Origin of the sequence: Exiguobacterium sp. SH4S7, from assembly GCF_004336795.1 — a bacterium.
Taxonomy (GTDB): Bacteria; Bacillota; Bacilli; order Exiguobacteriales; family Exiguobacteriaceae; genus Exiguobacterium; species Exiguobacterium aurantiacum_A.
The window spans coordinates 352,789-369,920 of the sequence record NZ_SJUT01000003.1 but is presented as its reverse complement, the minus strand read 5'-3'; the positions used below and the strand labels follow the sequence as shown (position 1 = coordinate 369,920).

At 52.3% G+C, this 17,132-nt stretch carries 18 protein-coding genes and 1 riboswitch; of the genes, 17 read left to right on the top strand and 1 reads right to left on the bottom strand.

The genetic code is table 11. The annotated features are described in order from the left end of the window. Window position 1: 1 nt before the first annotated feature. The 12 genes from EVJ29_RS08605 to EVJ29_RS08550 all read left to right on the top strand — a co-directional run bounded on the left by EVJ29_RS08605 (window position 2) and on the right by EVJ29_RS08550 (window position 12,145). Complete coding sequence (locus EVJ29_RS08605; protein ID WP_131504972.1) at window positions 2–940, top strand: tetratricopeptide repeat protein; 939 nt, start codon at window positions 2–4, stop codon at window positions 938–940. Beyond that, on the top strand, window positions 922–2,769 hold the full coding sequence (locus tag EVJ29_RS08600) for a DUF2194 domain-containing protein (RefSeq protein WP_070329469.1): 1,848 nt from the start codon (window positions 922–924) through the stop codon (window positions 2,767–2,769). Before EVJ29_RS08605 ends, EVJ29_RS08600 begins: the two co-directional genes overlap by 19 nt. Further along, window positions 2,766–4,184: a GT4 family glycosyltransferase PelF gene (gene pelF, locus EVJ29_RS08595; protein WP_070329468.1), complete on the top strand. Its 1,419-nt coding sequence runs from the start codon at window positions 2,766–2,768 to the stop codon at window positions 4,182–4,184. Before EVJ29_RS08600 ends, pelF begins: the two co-directional genes overlap by 4 nt. After that, the gene (gene pelG, locus EVJ29_RS08590; RefSeq protein ID WP_070329467.1) at window positions 4,165–5,613 is read left to right on the top strand and encodes an exopolysaccharide Pel transporter PelG; all 1,449 of its coding nucleotides are present in this window, start codon (window positions 4,165–4,167) and stop codon (window positions 5,611–5,613) included. The genes pelF and pelG overlap by 20 nt, the downstream gene beginning before the upstream one ends. Before the next feature lie 61 nt (window positions 5,614–5,674). Beyond that, window positions 5,675–5,779: riboswitch (TPP riboswitch) on the top strand. An 81-nt stretch (window positions 5,780–5,860) separates the two neighbouring features. Then, window positions 5,861–6,535, top strand: a complete 675-nt coding sequence (tenA, locus tag EVJ29_RS08585; RefSeq protein WP_131504971.1) for a thiaminase II — start codon at window positions 5,861–5,863, stop codon at window positions 6,533–6,535. Next, a complete protein-coding gene (thiM, locus tag EVJ29_RS08580) occupies window positions 6,532–7,323 on the top strand; it encodes a hydroxyethylthiazole kinase (RefSeq protein WP_131504970.1) in 792 nt (263 codons plus the stop codon). The genes tenA and thiM overlap by 4 nt, the downstream gene beginning before the upstream one ends. After that, window positions 7,320–8,150 (top strand): bifunctional hydroxymethylpyrimidine kinase/phosphomethylpyrimidine kinase, encoded by an 831-nt coding sequence (gene thiD / locus EVJ29_RS08575; protein WP_131464799.1) that lies wholly within the window; start codon window positions 7,320–7,322, stop codon window positions 8,148–8,150. Before thiM ends, thiD begins: the two co-directional genes overlap by 4 nt. Beyond that, the gene (gene thiE, locus EVJ29_RS08570) at window positions 8,089–8,760 is read left to right on the top strand and encodes a thiamine phosphate synthase (RefSeq protein WP_370252133.1); all 672 of its coding nucleotides are present in this window, start codon (window positions 8,089–8,091) and stop codon (window positions 8,758–8,760) included. The genes thiD and thiE overlap by 62 nt, the downstream gene beginning before the upstream one ends. 23 nt (window positions 8,761–8,783) lie before the next feature. Beyond that, window positions 8,784–9,419, top strand: coding sequence for an SDR family oxidoreductase (locus tag EVJ29_RS08565; protein WP_070329462.1), 636 nt, complete (start codon window positions 8,784–8,786; stop codon window positions 9,417–9,419). Window positions 9,420–9,548: 129 nt separating this feature from the next. Then, window positions 9,549–11,114, top strand: a complete 1,566-nt coding sequence (locus EVJ29_RS08560) for a GGDEF domain-containing protein (protein ID WP_071398520.1) — start codon at window positions 9,549–9,551, stop codon at window positions 11,112–11,114. A 43-nt stretch (window positions 11,115–11,157) separates the two neighbouring features. After that, the gene (locus EVJ29_RS08555; protein WP_016509231.1) at window positions 11,158–11,607 is read left to right on the top strand and encodes an OsmC family protein; all 450 of its coding nucleotides are present in this window, start codon (window positions 11,158–11,160) and stop codon (window positions 11,605–11,607) included. 97 nt (window positions 11,608–11,704) lie between these two features. After that, the gene (locus EVJ29_RS08550; RefSeq protein WP_236633485.1) at window positions 11,705–12,145 is read left to right on the top strand and encodes a GNAT family N-acetyltransferase; all 441 of its coding nucleotides are present in this window, start codon (window positions 11,705–11,707) and stop codon (window positions 12,143–12,145) included. Here the strand turns inward: EVJ29_RS08550 and EVJ29_RS08545 are convergent, their stop codons facing one another. Continuing rightward, window positions 12,146–12,592 carry a DUF4385 domain-containing protein gene (locus EVJ29_RS08545; protein WP_131464793.1) on the bottom strand — a complete coding sequence of 149 codons (447 nt, stop codon included), beginning with the start codon at window positions 12,590–12,592 and terminating at the stop codon, window positions 12,146–12,148. It abuts the gene before it with no gap. A 68-nt stretch (window positions 12,593–12,660) separates the two neighbouring features. Here EVJ29_RS08545 and EVJ29_RS08540 point away from each other — a divergent pair, with 68 nt between their 5' ends. From EVJ29_RS08540 to EVJ29_RS08520, 5 genes are all read left to right on the top strand, one after another. Then, on the top strand, window positions 12,661–13,224 hold the full coding sequence (locus tag EVJ29_RS08540; RefSeq protein WP_131464791.1) for a GNAT family N-acetyltransferase: 564 nt from the start codon (window positions 12,661–12,663) through the stop codon (window positions 13,222–13,224). 163 nt (window positions 13,225–13,387) lie between these two features. Then, the gene (locus tag EVJ29_RS08535; RefSeq protein ID WP_131464789.1) at window positions 13,388–14,371 is read left to right on the top strand and encodes a LacI family DNA-binding transcriptional regulator; all 984 of its coding nucleotides are present in this window, start codon (window positions 13,388–13,390) and stop codon (window positions 14,369–14,371) included. Further along, window positions 14,368–15,252 carry a ribokinase gene (gene rbsK, locus EVJ29_RS08530; protein WP_070329457.1) on the top strand — a complete coding sequence of 295 codons (885 nt, stop codon included), beginning with the start codon at window positions 14,368–14,370 and terminating at the stop codon, window positions 15,250–15,252. The genes EVJ29_RS08535 and rbsK overlap by 4 nt, the downstream gene beginning before the upstream one ends. Further along, the gene (gene rbsD, locus EVJ29_RS08525; RefSeq protein WP_070329456.1) at window positions 15,252–15,641 is read left to right on the top strand and encodes a D-ribose pyranase; all 390 of its coding nucleotides are present in this window, start codon (window positions 15,252–15,254) and stop codon (window positions 15,639–15,641) included. Before rbsK ends, rbsD begins: the two co-directional genes overlap by 1 nt. 11 nt (window positions 15,642–15,652) lie before the next feature. Continuing rightward, window positions 15,653–17,131: a sugar ABC transporter ATP-binding protein gene (locus tag EVJ29_RS08520; RefSeq protein ID WP_070329455.1), complete on the top strand. Its 1,479-nt coding sequence runs from the start codon at window positions 15,653–15,655 to the stop codon at window positions 17,129–17,131. The last annotated feature ends 1 nt before the right edge of the window (window position 17,132 follow it).

Here is a 17,132-nt window from a genome sequence, read left to right as displayed (position 1 = left end):
CATGGAAGCCATCGACAGTTTAGTTTGGATTGGGCTCTATGTGATTCACGCAATCTTGGCGTTCGTTTTGTTAGTGGTGTTGAAGCGGAAAATGAAAGCGCTAGACTATGGGGTGGCAGTAGTCGCTTTATGCTTCGGCCTATTTTTACCTTTTGTCGCGGAAGTCGCAGTATATGCAATTTATCGCTTCGCAGAACGCTTCGATCGGAGCGGACTGATTGAAGATTACGATGAGTATATTGATTTTCGGGTCGTCAATTATGAGCAGATTCGGCACGATGCGAAAACAAGCTCTAGCCTGCTGCCGTTAGCCGATGCCATCAATTCAAAAGATCCGGCGATTCGCAAGCACTCGATTTTGACGCACGTCAACCAGTCCATCAATAACCAAGGGAAATACTTGCAGATGGGGCTTAATAGCACGGACAGTGAAACAGTCCATTATGCGGCCGCGACGATGAATATTCTCATCGATCAGTACGAGCAAGAGTTGAAATTGGCGAAGCATGAATACGATTTAGGAAACCCGGAAACGATTCGCCGGCTAGCGACAATTTACAAACGGATGATTCACAGTGAACTGATCACGGAAGTCATGTTGAAAGACAGACGTGAGGCCTGGTTAAAAGAGATTTTGACAGCGAAGACACTGTATCCGCCGTCGCCATGGATTTATGAGGATTTAAACGAAGTCTACATCACGTTAAAACGTCCTAGAGATCAGCTTGAAATATTGAAGGAGTACGTTCACCATTTCCCGGAACGCATCGAGGCCCATCTTATGCTCATCGATTTTTACTATGAACGGGAGCGGTGGACCGAGGTGAAGGCTGTCATGTTTATGATGCAAACACAATTTTCGTTAGACGATGTGCCTTATGAGCACCGGCTGTTGTTTGAAGAATGGAGTGATTCGACATCATGGAAAAACGAACTGTAATCTCATTCTCGCTCTTCATCGTGTTATTTCTCGTCGTCGTCGGTGCTATCCAATACTTGAGGATTCATTCCTTGCATACGTTGTTACCGAACGTTGCTGAACAACGAATGAATATCGACCAATTGCAAGGTGATGCTTCCGCTAAAACAGGAGAGCAACAACTTCAAGTTTACCTTGTCCGAGACGAAGGTGATTTGGCGGTCAATACGGCAGATAATTTATTGTATGGTTTGCGTTACGCCAAACTAGACGTTCGAGAAATTGATGCGGGTGCGGTCAGTTCGATCACGCCGTCTCCCTACAGCATCATCGTATTTACAGGAGAACAAACCGCGACATGGCCATTGCAAGAGACGAAACGGTTCGTCGAACAAGGAGGCAATGTCGTGTTCGCCAACCGTTTCAAAGACCCCGCTTGGAATGAAGTGACAGGTATCGAAGAAATCGGTGAATTCGTTCCAGACGTTTACGGTCTGAACTTCGAAGAAACGATTTTCCCGGGTTATGTCGACTTGAATCCACCGGACGATCTGTTCGTCCATAGTGTCGTCGACTTCGCAATTGCAGACGAAGCGAACGTTTTGCTGTCAGCGGAAGGGTTTCCCGTCCTTTGGGAATATGAGGTCGGTGATGGGAACGTTCTGTACTGGAATACAACGATCACCGATCAAAAGATGATTCGCGGACTGTTCGTCCAAACGCTCGGAACGTTACCGCCTGCGTTCGTGGGTGCCCAAGCGGCGATTAAGCTCATGTATATCGATGACTTTCCGGCTCCAGTCATGGACGGCAAGATGAAAGATGTCTCGGCGACACCACTCGATAAATCGGTCAAAGACTTCTTTGCCGAAGATTGGTGGAAAGACATGGTCGACATGGCTCAAGATGACGACGTCATTTATACGGGCGCGATGATCGGGACGTACGAAGAAGAGATGGAACTGCTAGATGATAAATTGATTAAACGCGGCGAGTTCCCGATGCTCTATTTCGGTCGAAAACTATTGGCGCAGGGTGGTGAAATCGGGTTGCACGGATACAATCACCAATCACTTGTCACGGCCGATGAACCGATCGATCCGACGTACGGATATATTCCGTGGAAAGACAAGGACGAGATGAAGCGTTCGCTGCTGCAGGCAGAGTCGGTATTTGCTAACTATTTCCCGGCAGAACAACTCAAATCATACGTCCCACCTTCGAATGCACTCAATCGTACCGGTGTCGACGCGATTGCTGAAGCGTTGCCTGAACTGCGGACGATTGCGTCACTCTATACCGGTGACCCGGAAAATGGTGATTTTGTCCAAGAGTTCGAATTTGATACGACACATACCGGAATCTATCATTTCCCGCGCATCACGAGTGACTACGGGGAAGAAAGAGGTTCGATCTTCCAAATGGTCGATGCGATCGCTAACTTTGGGGTGTTTTCACACTTTATCCACCCGGATGACGTCATCGACCCAGACCGTGCTTTCGGTCGCGACTGGGATACGATGTTCGCCAGTTTGAAAAAAATCGTCGATGATGTTAACGTCAGCTATCCCTATTTAGAGGCCTACACACAACACTATGCGACGGAAAAACTAATCACGTATCAAGAGGCAGACTTGAACGTCACGTTTGATGACGAGACCATTTATTTGACCGGGGACGGACTCGTCAATCCGTCACACTTCACCGTCCGTCTAAAAGTGGGCCAATCATTGGACACAGGCAAATTCGCATTCGGCACGGTCGAGCAGATGGAGGCGGACCGTCCACTCTATCTCGTCCAATTGACATCAGCGAACGCTGAAATCGCCATCAAGGGGGACCCGCAATGAAGATTGGGCTCGTGTTAGAAGGGAGTTACCCGTATGTGAGCGGAGGTGTCTCGAGTTGGACGCAGACGCTGATTGAAGCGATGCCGGAAGTCGAGTTTGAAATCATCTCGATTCAGCCATCGGTCAAGCGGCCAGAAGATATGAAATATGAGTTGCCGCAAAACGTGTCAGGAATCACACACCTTTATTTAAGCGATATGGATAAAAAGGCGAAGGGTCGAATGAAGCTCGACGCCGAAGACGAGCGGAAAATTTCGGAATGGCTCATGTTGAAAAACCCGAACCGGCAAGCGCTTGGCATTCTCGGGAAACAAGTCCCATCAAGCCAAGCCTTCTTCTCAAGCGAGTTCTTTTGGAGAAACGTAAAATCGGCTTACGCAGAAGAAATGAACGGTGGCTCGTTCATCGATTATTTTTGGATGTGGCAGAGTATGTATATGCCGATCTTGCGTGTGTTGCATCAACCGTTACCAAAAGTCGATCTCGTCCACTCCATCTCGACAGGCTACGCCGGTGTCGTCGCATCTTACATGAAAGAGACGCAAGGTATCCCGTTCATTTTGACCGAACACGGCATCTACTCACGTGAACGCGAGGAAGAAATCCTTCAGTCTTATTGGATTCCGTCCCCTTACAAACCGAGATGGGTTCGCTTTTTCCATCACTTGTCACGCGAGGCGTATAACGCGGCCGACGAGATTATCACACTGTTTGAGCGGAATCGCGAATATCAAGAGTGGATTGGCGCGCCTAGCGAGAAGACGAAAATTATCGCCAACGGGATTGACGACCGTCATATCCACGCTACGCTTGAGCGAGCCGAGAATGATGTGTTCCAAATCGGGGCTATCGTCCGCCTCGTTCCGATCAAGGATTTGAAGACGATGATTTATTCCGCAAAAATCCTTCAAGAGCGCCATCGGCTGTTTAAACTGACGATCATGGGTCCGCTTGATGAGGACGAAGAGTACGCCGAAGAGTGTCGTCTACTGATTGAGCAGAGCGGGCTGACCGACTATGTCGAACTCGTCGGGAAAGTGAACGTACAAGACTGGTTGCCGAAATTTGATTTGTTGTTGTTGACGAGCATATCGGAAGGGCAGCCGCTTGCCATTTTAGAAGGGATGGCGGCTGGCATCCCTTGGGTGGCGACCGATGTCGGGGCTTGTTCGGAACTACTTTACGGACGCGCTGACGATCCGTTCGGTCCGGCCGGCTTCATCGTTCCTCCGGTCCATCCGGAAGCCATCGCTGACAAAGTCGAATGGATGATGGATTATCCGCGCGAACGGATGCGCTTCGGTAAAAACGGCCGCGAGCGTGTCCGTCAGTATTATCGATTGCAACAGTTCGTCGACCGCTATAAAGCCATCTATGAAGCGAGGAGGGAACAGTATGGCGGGCATCGGGTTTAAGTTACAAAAGCTGTTTCAAGAAGACTATTACTCTTCAAGACTGAAGGCGTACACGTTTTCCGGTCTCGTCACATCGGGCCCTTGGCTGATCGTCATCCTCGTTGTCGGTACGATTCAATGGTTGGCGTTTCAGATGCCGATGTTGTCACTCGAGGAACGGACACTGTTTATGCTATCCGTGTCTTACGCGTTCATTTTCTCGCAAATTCTATTTAGTTTTCAGCAGCTCGTCGTCACGCGATACGTGGCCGATTTGTTTTATGAAAAGAAAGCCCATGAGATCTTTCCTGTCTTCACCGGCATGTTAAAAGTGACGATTCTCGCTGCCGTCGTCATGTATAGCGTGTTTTGGCTGATTTCACCGCTCAGTTTCGCCTATAAGCTCGTCCTGTTCGTCTTATTCATGACCATCAACGTCATCTGGGTCATGTTCTTGTTCTTGAGCGCCGCCAAATTTTATCAAGCGGTCGCTTACAGCTTCTTGCTAGGCGGGGTTATTTCAGTCGCGAGCGTCTATTTGATCAGTCGTCTCATGGTCAACCCATCGAGCCTCGAGCTTCTGTTTGGCTTTACCGTTGGGATGGTCGTGACGCTGTTCGGGCTATTCTTCGCGATGCTTCGGACGTTTCCGCTCAGGTATGCGACGCGAGAGTTTTCATACTTCCGGTACTTTGATAAGTATCCGGACTTGTTCGCGATTGGTGTGTTATACGTGCTTGGGATCTGGGTGACCAACTTCATCATTTGGTTTGGTGAAGGTCGCATGGTGATTGCCGATTCGTTCGTGTTCAATCCGTATTATGACACGGCTGTGTTCTGGTCGTACTTGACGATCATCCCGACCCAGCTCTTGTTCGTCGTCGCTGTCGAGACAAGGTTTTACGAGCGCTACCGAACGTTTTACGGCTTGATCAATTATGGCGGGGCGTTACACCAAATTGAGAAGGCGAAGCAGACGATGACGACGGTGTTGAAAAATGAATTGATCCGACTTGGGCGAAGTCAAGGTGTTGTCACCTTGTTCGCGATCCTGATGGCGGGTGTGTTCGTCGGTTGGATTGGTGTCCCGGAAGAAGTCGGTCAAATTTTCCGGATGACGACGCTCGCCGCGTTCGCGAACGCGATGATTCTCGTACTGACGCTGCTCTTGCTTTATTTTGAGGACCGGCGTGGTGCGTTGTTCGTCAACCTATCGTTCTTCACATTGAACGCCTTGTTCACGTTGTCGTTACTATCGCGCGGGATCGATTGGTATGGGGTCGGCTTTGCGATCAGCACGACCATCACGTTCTTTATCGCAGGACTGCGCTTGATTTATTTTATGGGGAAGGTCGATTATTACGTGTTCGCGGCCTCGAACCGTCGTAAGCTCGGGACGGAACGGTTCTCGCATTTTGGGACCGCGCTCAACCGTCGCTTCTCGCGTTAAAGGGTTTGCATTTTTCAAAAAGATTGATATGATGTGGTCGAAGATGACCGAATTTCATAATGTTTGCCACTAGGGGAGTCGCTTGACGCGGCTGAGATGGACAAGGTCCAGACCCTTTGAACCTGATCTAGTTCACGCTAGCGGAGGGAAGTGGGCGAAACGTCCTTTCTCACACTCTTTGTGTATGGCCGACGCCGCTTCCGTTATGGGAGGCGGCGTCTTTTTTCATACAAAGGAGGAGAATACGATGACATTTACCGCACACATCCGCCAAGAGGCCAAAGCCTTGTTTGAGGCGAGTTTCCACCATCCGTTCGTCCGCGCGCTCGGAGACGGGACGCTCGACGAGGCGAAGTTTCGGCATTACGTGATGCAAGACTCGTACTACTTGAATCAATTTTCGAAAGTACAGGCGAAGGGCGCTACACTTGCCCCGACGATGGAGCTGGCGAGCCGATTTTTGACGCACGCCCTCCACACGATCGAGGCGGAGCACGAGTTGCATCGGGAATTTTTTACGATGCTCGAGGTGAGTGACATGGAGTGGACGACGTTCGAACCAGCTCCGACGGCTTATGCATACGCGCTCCATATGCAACAAGCCGGCCCGACGCTCGGAGACGTGCTCGCGGCGATTCTTCCATGCTACTGGGTGTATTACGAGATCGGGGAGCGCTTGAAGGACGCAGAGCCAGACCATCCGATCTATTCTGTTTGGATTGCGACGTACGGTTCGGAATGGTTCCGTGAACTCGTCGAAGAGCAGATCGAGCGACTTGACGAATTGGCGGGACAAGCGACGGAGTCAGAACGGATTCGCTATCAGCAACTGTTTTTGAAAAGTTGCTACTATGAGCTCGCGTTTTGGGAGATGGCCTGGACACTCGAATCGTGGGAACTGCCGCTTGAGGTGGGACAATGAGGCCGGATCTATGGGAAGCCGTCCGGTTGAAGCGACCGCTCGTCCATAACATCACAAACATAGTGGTGGCCAACTTCTCGGCGAACGGATTGCTCGCCATCGGTGCGTCCCCGGTCATGGCCGATGCGATCGAAGAAGTGGCAGACATGGCGACGGTGAGCGATGCCCTCGTCTTGAACATCGGGACGCTTGACGCAATGACCGAAGCGACGATGATTTGTGCTGGACAAGCGGCGAACCAGTCGGGACGTCCTGTCGTCCTAGACCCGGTCGGTGTCGGGGCAACACCGTTCCGCCGCGACGTCGTCGAACGGATTTTGCGAGACGTCCGCGTCACGGTCATCCGTGGGAACGCCGGGGAAGTCGCCACGCTTGTCGATGCCGGTTGGACGACGAAAGGGGTCGACGCCGGAAGCGGCACACATCATCCGCAACAACTCGCTGAACAAGCGGCGAGACGATACGGATGTGTCGTCGCGATTACCGGAGCAACGGATGTTGTGAGTGACGGGACAGTCACGATCGAGATATCAGGCGGGCATCCGCTCATGACAGAGACGACGGGCACCGGCTGTCTACTCAGTGCGGTCGTCGGTGCGTTCCTTGCTGTTGAACCGGACGTGATGACGGCAACCTCGACCGCGCTCACCGGATATGCACGATGCGGCGAGTTGGCGAGTGAAGCAGCGACGGGTCCGGGGGATTTCCCAATCCACTTTCTCAACGCGCTCGCTACCATGACGTCAACTGACCTGCCGAGCGACCGAATCGAGGTGTTCGCGCGATGAGGCCTCAAGTCTTGACCATCGCCGGTTCGGACTCTGGCGGGGGAGCCGGAATCCAAGCCGATTTGAAAACGTTTCAAGAATTAGGCGTATTTGGCACGAGTGTCGTGACCGCGGTGACGGCTCAAAACACGCGTGGCGTGCACGGTGTCGAAGCCGTCTCCGCCGACCTCGTCGCACGCCAGCTCGATGCAGTCGGATCAGACTTTATCATCTCGGCGTGCAAGACCGGGATGCTGTTCAATCGTGAGTTGATTGACGTCGTGGCGGACGCAATCGAGCAGCATCGATTTCAAAATGTCGTCGTCGATCCGGTCATGATCGCTAAAGGCGGTGCGACCTTGCTTGAACGGGACGCCGTCACCGCGCTACGGACGAGGCTGTTACCGATGGCGACGGTCGTCACGCCAAATATCCCTGAAGCTGAAGTGTTGACCGGCTTGACGATTTGTACGTTCACTGATCGTATGAAAGCAGCTGAGCGCTTGTTGTCTTACGGGGCAAACGTCGTCATGTTGAAAGGCGGTCATTTGGACGGTCCTCTCGCCGAAGACCTAGTCATGACGAAGACTGATACGTTTCGAATGGTGACACCACGGTTGCTGACGAAAGATACGCACGGGACCGGCTGCACGTTTTCGGCTGCGCTAACAGCGGAGCTCGCGAACGGGCATACCGTTACGGAAGCCGCGCAGAAGGCGAAACAGTTCATCCATAGTGCCATCGCCCACGGATTGCAGATCGGCAGCGGGCATGGACCGACAAATCATTGGGCGTATAACAAGCACCCGAAGGAGGTGGTTTCCATTGAATCCATCGCCTATCGTTGAGCGGTTAAAGCTCTACTTCATCTGCGGCACGGCGGATACGTTTGATCTCGTTCAGACGGTCGAAACGGCGCTTCAATGTGGTGTGACATGTTTTCAATTTCGCGAAAAAGGTAAAGAGCCACTGTATGGGGATAAAAAAGAAGCGATGGCACGAGCGTTGCATACACTTTGTCGACAGTACCGTGTCCCGTTCATCGTCAACGATGACGTCGAGCTGGCAATCAAACTCGATGCGGACGGAGTTCATGTCGGACAAGAGGACGCAGCAGCCGAAGTCGTTCGTCGGCGAATCGGTTCAAAGAAGTGGCTCGGTGTCTCGGTCCACTCGATCGAGCAAGCCGCAACGGCTTCGAGATACGCCGATTATGTCGGAATTGGACCGATTCATCCGACTGTGTCGAAACAAGACGCGGCCGAAGTGAATGGAACGATGCTCATTCGGCAAGTGCGAGCCCGGTTTCAGCATTTGCCAATCGTGGGGATTGGTGGAATCATGCCTGAACACGTCGAAGCGATTCGACGTGACGGGGCTGACGGCGTAGCTGTCATCTCGGCCATTGCTTCTGCACCGGACGTGGCCATGGCCACACGGCGTTTCGCTTGTCTCTGAATTTTATTTGAGGAGGAAGACAGATGAACGTATTTGTAATTGGAGCGAATGGACAGATTGGAAAGCAACTCGTAGAACGATTGAAGCAGGATGGGAAGCACGAAGTCACCGCGATGGTGCGGAAACAAGAGCAGCTAGACGAGTTCAAAGCGAACGGCTATCAGGCGGTTCTCGGAGACTTAGAAGGTGACGTTGAGACGTTGAAGCAAGCGATGAGCGGCATGGACGCAGTCGTGTTCGCGGCCGGTTCGGGCGGCAGCACGGGAGCCGACAAAACGTTACTCATCGACCTAGACGGTGCAGCGAAAAGTGTCGAGGCGGCCCAAGCGAACGGCAACATCAAGCACTTCGTGATGCTCAGTGCCTTGAAAGCGGAAGATCGCTCGGCATGGCCCGATTCGATGAAACCGTACTACGTGGCAAAACATCATGCGGACCGTTTGCTCGAACAGAGTGGACTCGACTATACGATCGTCCGTCCAGGCGCACTCACAGACGATGCCGGTACAGGCAAAGTGAACGTCGACAACGTGTCGACGGGCGAGATCCCGCGGGCGGATGTCGCAGCGTTCTTGGCCCATGTCATCGGTCGACAAGAAGCGGCAAACAAAGCCATCGACTTGGTCAAAGGTGACACTGCAATCGAAGAGACGATATAAACCATGTGAGCGAGCGGATTCGAAAATCCGCTCGCTTTTTTGCGGTGATGTGTCAGCCCGTTCGAAAAAGGAATTGATGCGGCCGATAGAGAAAGTAAAGACGTATCTATTCAAGAAAGGGGTCTGTTCATGACCGCGTTATTTGTCTATATGGCCGCCTATTTACTGCCGGCCTTCTTGTTGAGCCATCTCGCGCTCGACGTCTTGTTACGTAACCCGCGACAAGTCGAGCATCGTCTGCTCAGCCTGTTCGTATTCGGTTACGCAATGCTGTTTTTGGCGGAGTTCGGCCGTCACTTGTCACCGATCGAAGCGAGCCCGGCGTTCGTTACCTATTGGTTCGGCAATGCCGGCATTTTGATCTTTATCTTTTCGGTCCATTTCATCGTCAAAGTGACGGGCGTCGGTGCGAAGATGCCGAAATGGGTATACCCGTATGCAATCTACTTACCGTTGATCCCGGTTGCTCTGACGTTCATTCGACAAGAGAACATCATCAACAGTCAACGCTTCGACCAAGTCGGGCTCTGGATTTATCCTGAATTCAACGTTTCTTATTTGACGACGATGACGATTGGGAACGTCTTTCACTTCCTGATTATTTTGTTGTTGGCGTATGCGCTCAAACGAGCAGAACGGCATGAACATCAACGGGTGCTGCGTCTACTCATCTTGACGGCGGTACTCGTCTTGATTTGGGACATCGTGTTCGGTTACTTCCAATTTCGTGGAGTCATTCCGCCTTATGCGTATATGTACGGCGGATTGGTCTGGACGGTGGCGCTCGTTTTGGCAATGAACCGGCTCGATTTTCTCGCCTCTTACGCCAAGCGCTACGGGACGTTGTACAACTTGAACCCGTCGGCCATTCTGCTCGTCGACGATACTGGTCGGATCGAGAGTGCGAACCCGGCCGCACGCATGTTGTTCCACACGGTCCGTGTCGTCAATGAACGGTTCGTCGACCTATTGCCGGAGAAGAAGCGTGAGGAATGGTGCGATCACTATACACAGCACTTCACGGCCCAAAAGAAGTTTTTAGAGTTCGAGACGAAGGTTCAGACGAAGACCGGACAAGAACGATACGTCGTCATCGATGGTGACTTCGTCTATATCGATCAAAAAATTCACGGCATGATTTTGATTCGCGATGTCCACACGTTCAAGGAAGCGGAGCAGTCGATTCGTTTTTTCGCCTATCATGACCCGCTCACGAAGCTCGCCAATCGTCGGGCTTTTTATGAACAAGCTGATCAAGCGTTGCTTCAAGCGGACAACCTTGCCCTCGTCATCCTCGACCTTGACGGGTTTAAAGGAGTCAACGACACTTACGGCCATCAAGTCGGCGATGACTTCTTGATCCACCTCGGCGTCCTGCTCGAAGAAGTGACACCGGACACCGGGCTCGCGTCGCGCGTCGGCGGTGACGAGTTCTACATCTATTTGACGGACGTGGAAGAAGCGGACATCGTCATGTTCGTGGAGCGGCTGCGGACGACGTTGGTGGAACGGCCGTTCAAACTAGGGCACGGGGTAATCCCGATTCGAGCAAGCATCGGCGTCAGTGTCGCGCCAGACCAAGGCATGGATTTGGACACGTTGATTCATAAGGCGGACCAAGCGATGTATCAAATCAAGCAGCAAGGTAAAAATGACTATGCGATTTACGACGACGCGTTACACGGTCCGACATAACGGGAACGGTAGTAGAGATGTGATTTCAAAAGGAGGAGATGGGATGTCAGAAAAACCATTAGTGACGATGCGGGCCGAGGGCGAAGCGACGAGCGTGAAGACGACGGTGCATGTGCGCGACCTAGAGCCGTTTATCGTCGATGAGCCGGAACGTCTCGGCGGGACCGATGCCGGACCGAATCCGCTCGAATACTTACTCGGGGCGCTATCATCGTGTACGACGATCATGATCGCCTATGTCGCGCAAGACCAGGACTTCAACTATGACGGTGTGACGTTCGCGACGGAAGGGACGCTCGACCCGCGCGGCTTCCAAGGCGTCGAAGGGGTCCGGACTTATTTCGAGAACGTGCACGTCAACATCGTGCTCGACACGACCGAGTCGGATGAACGGATCGAGGCGCTACAAAAAGGCGTCGAGGCCCGGTGCCCGATCCATAACTTGATGCATGCGGCCGACGTCGACATCACGGCGACATGGACACGAAAATAATGAGAGGATGGGGCAACCCATCCTTTTTCTTTGGTCAGAGACAGGGAAACACCAACTGTGGCACGAACAAGAACAGATGCGAGAAAGGGGGGAGGTTATGCACATTCGACCGATGACACGAGAAAACGCCCGCGCAATCCAAGCGTGGACGTATGAAGCACCCTATGATTTTTATAATCAGGACCCTTCGGCTGAAGGGTTAGACGAGTTAATGACTTATCATGCGATTCACGACGATGAAGGGTTGTTCGGTTTTTATTGCCTCGGACCGTACGCGCAAGTTCCGAACCCGACATACGCGTACGATGCCATCCATCTCGATATCGGATTGGGCATGCGCCCGGACCGCACCGGTAAAGGACAAGGTCGTTCGTTCGTCGAGACGGTGCTTGGCGCAGCAGAGCGCGAGGAGAAACCGCTGCGCTTGACCGTGGCCGCATTCAACGAGCGGGCCATCCATTTGTATGAACAGGTCGGGTTCCGTCAAGTCGCCGCGTTCGTCAAAGGGCAGACGAACTTCATCGTCATGGTCCGTTGATTAGCCAAATTGTTTTTGATGGGCTTTCTTTCGCTTCAAATAATCCTTGTCCGCTCGGATCTGGTCCCAGCGCTCTTTGAAGATGCGGGCCGACTCGGCTTTCTCTTCATCGATTTGGCGGTCATGGATGTCCCCGTCGTCTTTATACTTGCGGCCACCTTTATAGTTGGCGTAACGACGGGCCCGGGTATGGCCCATCTGGATGAACTTCCGCGCCATGTCCATGCCGACGAAATCGTCGTTTGCCCGATACGCTTCAAACAGCTCCATGATCTCATCGGCGGACTGTTTGGCGATGGCAGGTGTCTTAAAGCGCCAGTGCGGTAAAATCTCACTCTTATACGGTTCGACGAGCAGGACGCCTTGTTCACCTCGTCCGACGCGATACAGCTCGGGCTGCTCGCGAAAATCAATCGTTTCAAAATCTAAGTCGTAATCAAACGGCATCGTCATCCCTCCTCTGTTCCGTTGTTCCCGGAACGGAGGCGAGGGAAACGAGCGAAGGAGCAGCTGACATGATTCAATTAGACACAGAACGGCTACGGCTCAGAGCGTTTCAGCTCGATGATGCCGAAGCGATGCATCGCTATGCGAAGAATAAGCGGGTCGGACCGATGGCGGGCTGGGCCCCGCACGAGTCCGTCGACGAGACGCGGGACGTCATCCGTATGTTCCAGCAAGATCAAGACGTCTGGGCGATCACGTTGAAAGCGACCGGCGAACTGATCGGCAGCATCGGTTTGCACGACCGGCGACCAGACCCGGATATCCAACACGACAACCAGCGCGAAATCGGCTACGTGCTCAGTCCGGATCATTGGGGGAGAGGCTACGTCCCGGAAGCGGTGCGTGAGCTGCTTCGTCACGGATTTGTCGACCTAGGCCTCGAACGAATTTGGTGCGGTTATTTCGATTTCAATGACCGGTCGCGTCGTGTCGTCGAGAAGTGCGGTTTCACGTATGCGTTCACGACGACGCAAGAGCTGACCCGGTTGGACGGGCGGACCGTTCGAAGTTTGGTCTATGTCATCACGCGTGATGATTATGACAACCGTTCATCTCTTAATGGAGGAATCTGAAAAACGTAAAATGACCAGGAGAACAGGAGCGTCTTCCTTGATGGGAGGGCGCTCCTGTTCTCATAATTCTTAGCTGATACAGATTAATTTTAAAAAATAGTTGATATGTAACCGGTTACACATTATGCTTGTTTTGTAAGCGTTACCAAAAAGGAGGTTCGAGATGGCGACAATCAAACAAGTGGCCAAACGAGCGAACGTTTCTGTCGCGACCGTGTCCCGTGTCATGAACAATAACGGATACGTAAGTGCAGAAGCGCGGGAAGCCGTCGAGCGGGCCATCGCCGAACTTGACTATGCCCCGAACCGAGTCGCGCGTTCATTATTTAAAAAGACATCGGGCTTGATCGGCTTGATTATGCCGGATATTACAAATCCGTTCTTTCCACAATTAGCCCGAGCGATTGAAGACGTGGCCAACCAGCACGGCTATCAGGTCGTACTTTGCAACACGGATGAGCAACTTTCAAAAGAGCAGACGTATTTGGTCGCTCTTCAGACGATGCATGTCGATGGACTGATTATTACGACGAACCATTCGGATAACCCGAACTATGAAAAGTTAGAACTACCGATGGTGGCGTTAGATCGTATCGTCAAGCCGGGGATTGATGCCGTCATCTCGAACGGGTATGAAGGTGGACGCCTCGCAGCGGAGACGCTGTTGAGCTGTGGGGCAACAAAGCTTGCTCACATCGCTGGGCCTAAGCACCTCCTAACGGTGAGACGACGGACAGATGGTTTTCTCGACGTGGCGGGTGACCGGCTCGTCGGGATGACACATTCTAGTTTTGCATTCAAAGAGGCGCTCACGGCGGCACAAACATTATTTGACGAGTATTGGCCGTTCGATGGTGTGTTTGCCGCCAATGACGTCATCGCCGCCGCAGTATTGCAGGAAGCGGTGCGTCGCAACGTCCGGGTGCCTGAAGACTTACAAGTCATCGGGTATGATGGCATCGAGTTAGGTGAGATGACGTCTCCGCCACTCACGACGATTGCTCAACCGATCTATGAGATGGGGCGACTAGCGACCGAGCGACTTCTTGATTTGATTGAAAAGAAAGAGACCGCTGCAAAAGAAATTTTATTGCCTGTCACACTGACAGAGCGACAGACGACGAAACGAAAGGGGCATGACGCATGAACCGAATTGTTGTCATCGGGAGTGTATCTATGGATTTGGTTGTCACGACAAATAAACGTCCGCAGGCTGGAGAGACGGTCATCGGGAATACATTTCAGACGGTACCCGGGGGAAAAGGCGCCAACCAAGCAGTGGCTGCCGCTCGACTAGGTGGTCAGGTCGAGATGGTCGGTTGCGTCGGATCCGATGAATTTGGGAATATAATCCGTCAAAATTTTAAACAGAACCAGGTCGGGACGCGTCATCTGCGAACGATTGGCGAAGAAGTGACAGGGACGGCGCATATCGTATTAGCAGACGGCGATAACTCAATCGTCGTCGTTCAATCCGCGAACAAGCATGTACGCTTCACCGACGTGGAGTTGGAGCAACTGCTTGATGACCAGACGCTCGTCTTGTTGCAACTAGAAATTCCGATTGAAACCGTCGAACAAGTGAGTACGTACTGTCATCAGCGAAACATTCCAGTCCTGTTAAATCCGGCGCCGTCTCAAGCGCTCACGAGTGAGTTACTTGAAAAGGTGACCTACGTGACGCCGAACGAGCACGAATGCCGCGATCTATTCGGCGACTTGCCGATTGAAGACGTATTGCGCCGTTACCCAAACAAATTGATTGTGACAGAAGGAGTAAGAGGTGTTCGTTTCTTCGACGGGAAGACGATTCAACATATCCCAGCCATCCTGGCGAATGTCGTCGATACGACCGGGGCGGGAGATACATTCAATGGCGCTCTCGCAGTTTCCCTCGTGGAAGGAAACAATTTAGAAGAAGCCGCGCGTTTTGCCGTCGTAGCTTCGGGCATGAGCGTGGAAGGATTCGGGGCTCAAGGCGGGATGCCGAACCGAGCCGACGTGATGAGACGATTGGAGCGAGTGTGATGAAAAAACATGGGATTCTCAATAGTCATTTGGCAAAAGTCTTTGCTGACCTGGGACATACGGATACAGTCGTCATCGCCGATTGCGGACTGCCAATCCCTAAAGGAGTAAAGCGGGTCGATTTAGCACTACGTCTAGGCGAACCGTCATTTCTTGATGTGTTGAATGCGGTTGAGGCTGACATGGTCATCGAACAGATTACGGTGGCGGACGAAGTGTTCACCGAGAACGAGCCGATTGCCAAAGCGTTGACCGAACGATTCGAAACGGTCAAGACATGCTCGCATGAAGCGTTCAAGCGTGAAGTCGAGCAGGCGAAAGTCGTCATTCGTACAGGTGAAGCGACACCGTATGCGAACGTCATTTTACACGCCGGCGTTTTATTTTAAGGAGGGGTTCGATGCACATCCAGTTGAAACGCATCCATAAGTCTTTCGGTCCGGTAAGTGTATTGAGAGGTGTGGACTTTGAATTGTTGCCTGGTGAAATTCACGCGTTGATGGGTGAGAACGGGGCCGGCAAATCAACGCTTATGAAAGTGATGACCGGACTTCACGCGCAAGACGAAGGGGAGGTCCAAATCGATGGTGCCGTGCGGCAGTTCAAACATCCGAAAGAAGCCGAACGAGCCGGCATCGCCTTCATCCATCAAGAGTTGAATATTTTGCCGGAATTGACGGTGATGGAAAACTTGTTCCTCGGTCGGGAGTTGACCGGTCCGTTCGGTGTCATCAAGCAACAAGAGATGAAGCGTCGCGCCCGGGAATATTTGGCCGAGCTGAACGTATTCATGGAAGTCGATGAGCTTGCTAAAAACTTGTCCGTCGGTCAACAACAGATGATTGAGATCGCGAAAGCGCTCATGACAGACGCAAAAGTCATCGTCATGGACGAACCGACGGCCGCCTTGACCGACCGTGAGATTCGGGCGTTGTTCTCGGTATCGCGTGCATTACGTGACCAAGGCGTGTCCATCATTTATATCTCCCATCGGATGGAAGAAATTTTTGAACTGTGTGACCGCATCACCGTTCTCCGTGATGGGGTGTCGATCGGGACGCATCCTATCGCCGAGACGTCATTTGAAGAAATCGTCAAAGAGATGGTCGGACGCGAGATCGGGGAACGTTACCCGGACCGGACCGCCACGATTGGCGACGTCGTCCTCGAAGTTGATAGTTTGATAGGTAACCGGTTCCACAACGTCTCGTTCGATGTACGGGCGGGTGAAATCGTCGGTTTCTCAGGATTGATGGGAGCCGGTCGGACCGAGGTGATGCGCGCCTTGTTCGGCGCCGACCGCACAAGAGGCGGTGTCGTCAAACTGAATGGAAAAGAAATAAAGATCAGACGGCCGGCTGATGCGATTCGTCACGGTATCGCGTTTTTGACAGAAGACCGAAAAGGCGAAGGGTTGCTCCTTGACTTCTCGTTACGAGAAAACTTGTCGCTACCAACGCTCGATAAACGGGCGAAGGGAACAATCATCTCGAGACAAGACGAGGAGCGCTTCGCGGACGGATATTTGAAGAAGCTCCGTGTCAAACATCATTCGATGGAACAAAAAGTGAAGTCGCTTTCTGGCGGGAACCAACAAAAAGTCGTTCTAGGAAAGTGGCTTGGCGTCGAACCAGATGTGCTCATCCTCGACGAACCGACACGAGGAGTCGATGTCGGGGCGAAAAAAGAAATTTACACGATTATGAGTGAGTTGGCAGAGGCAGGTGTCGCAATCATCATGGTATCTTCGGATTTACCCGAGGTGCTCGGGATGAGTGATCGAATCGTCGTCATGCGAGAAGGCGTCGTCACAGGGACGTTAGCAAAAGACGAGGCGACGCAAGAAAAAGTCATGACATATGCGACAGGAGGACAATGAT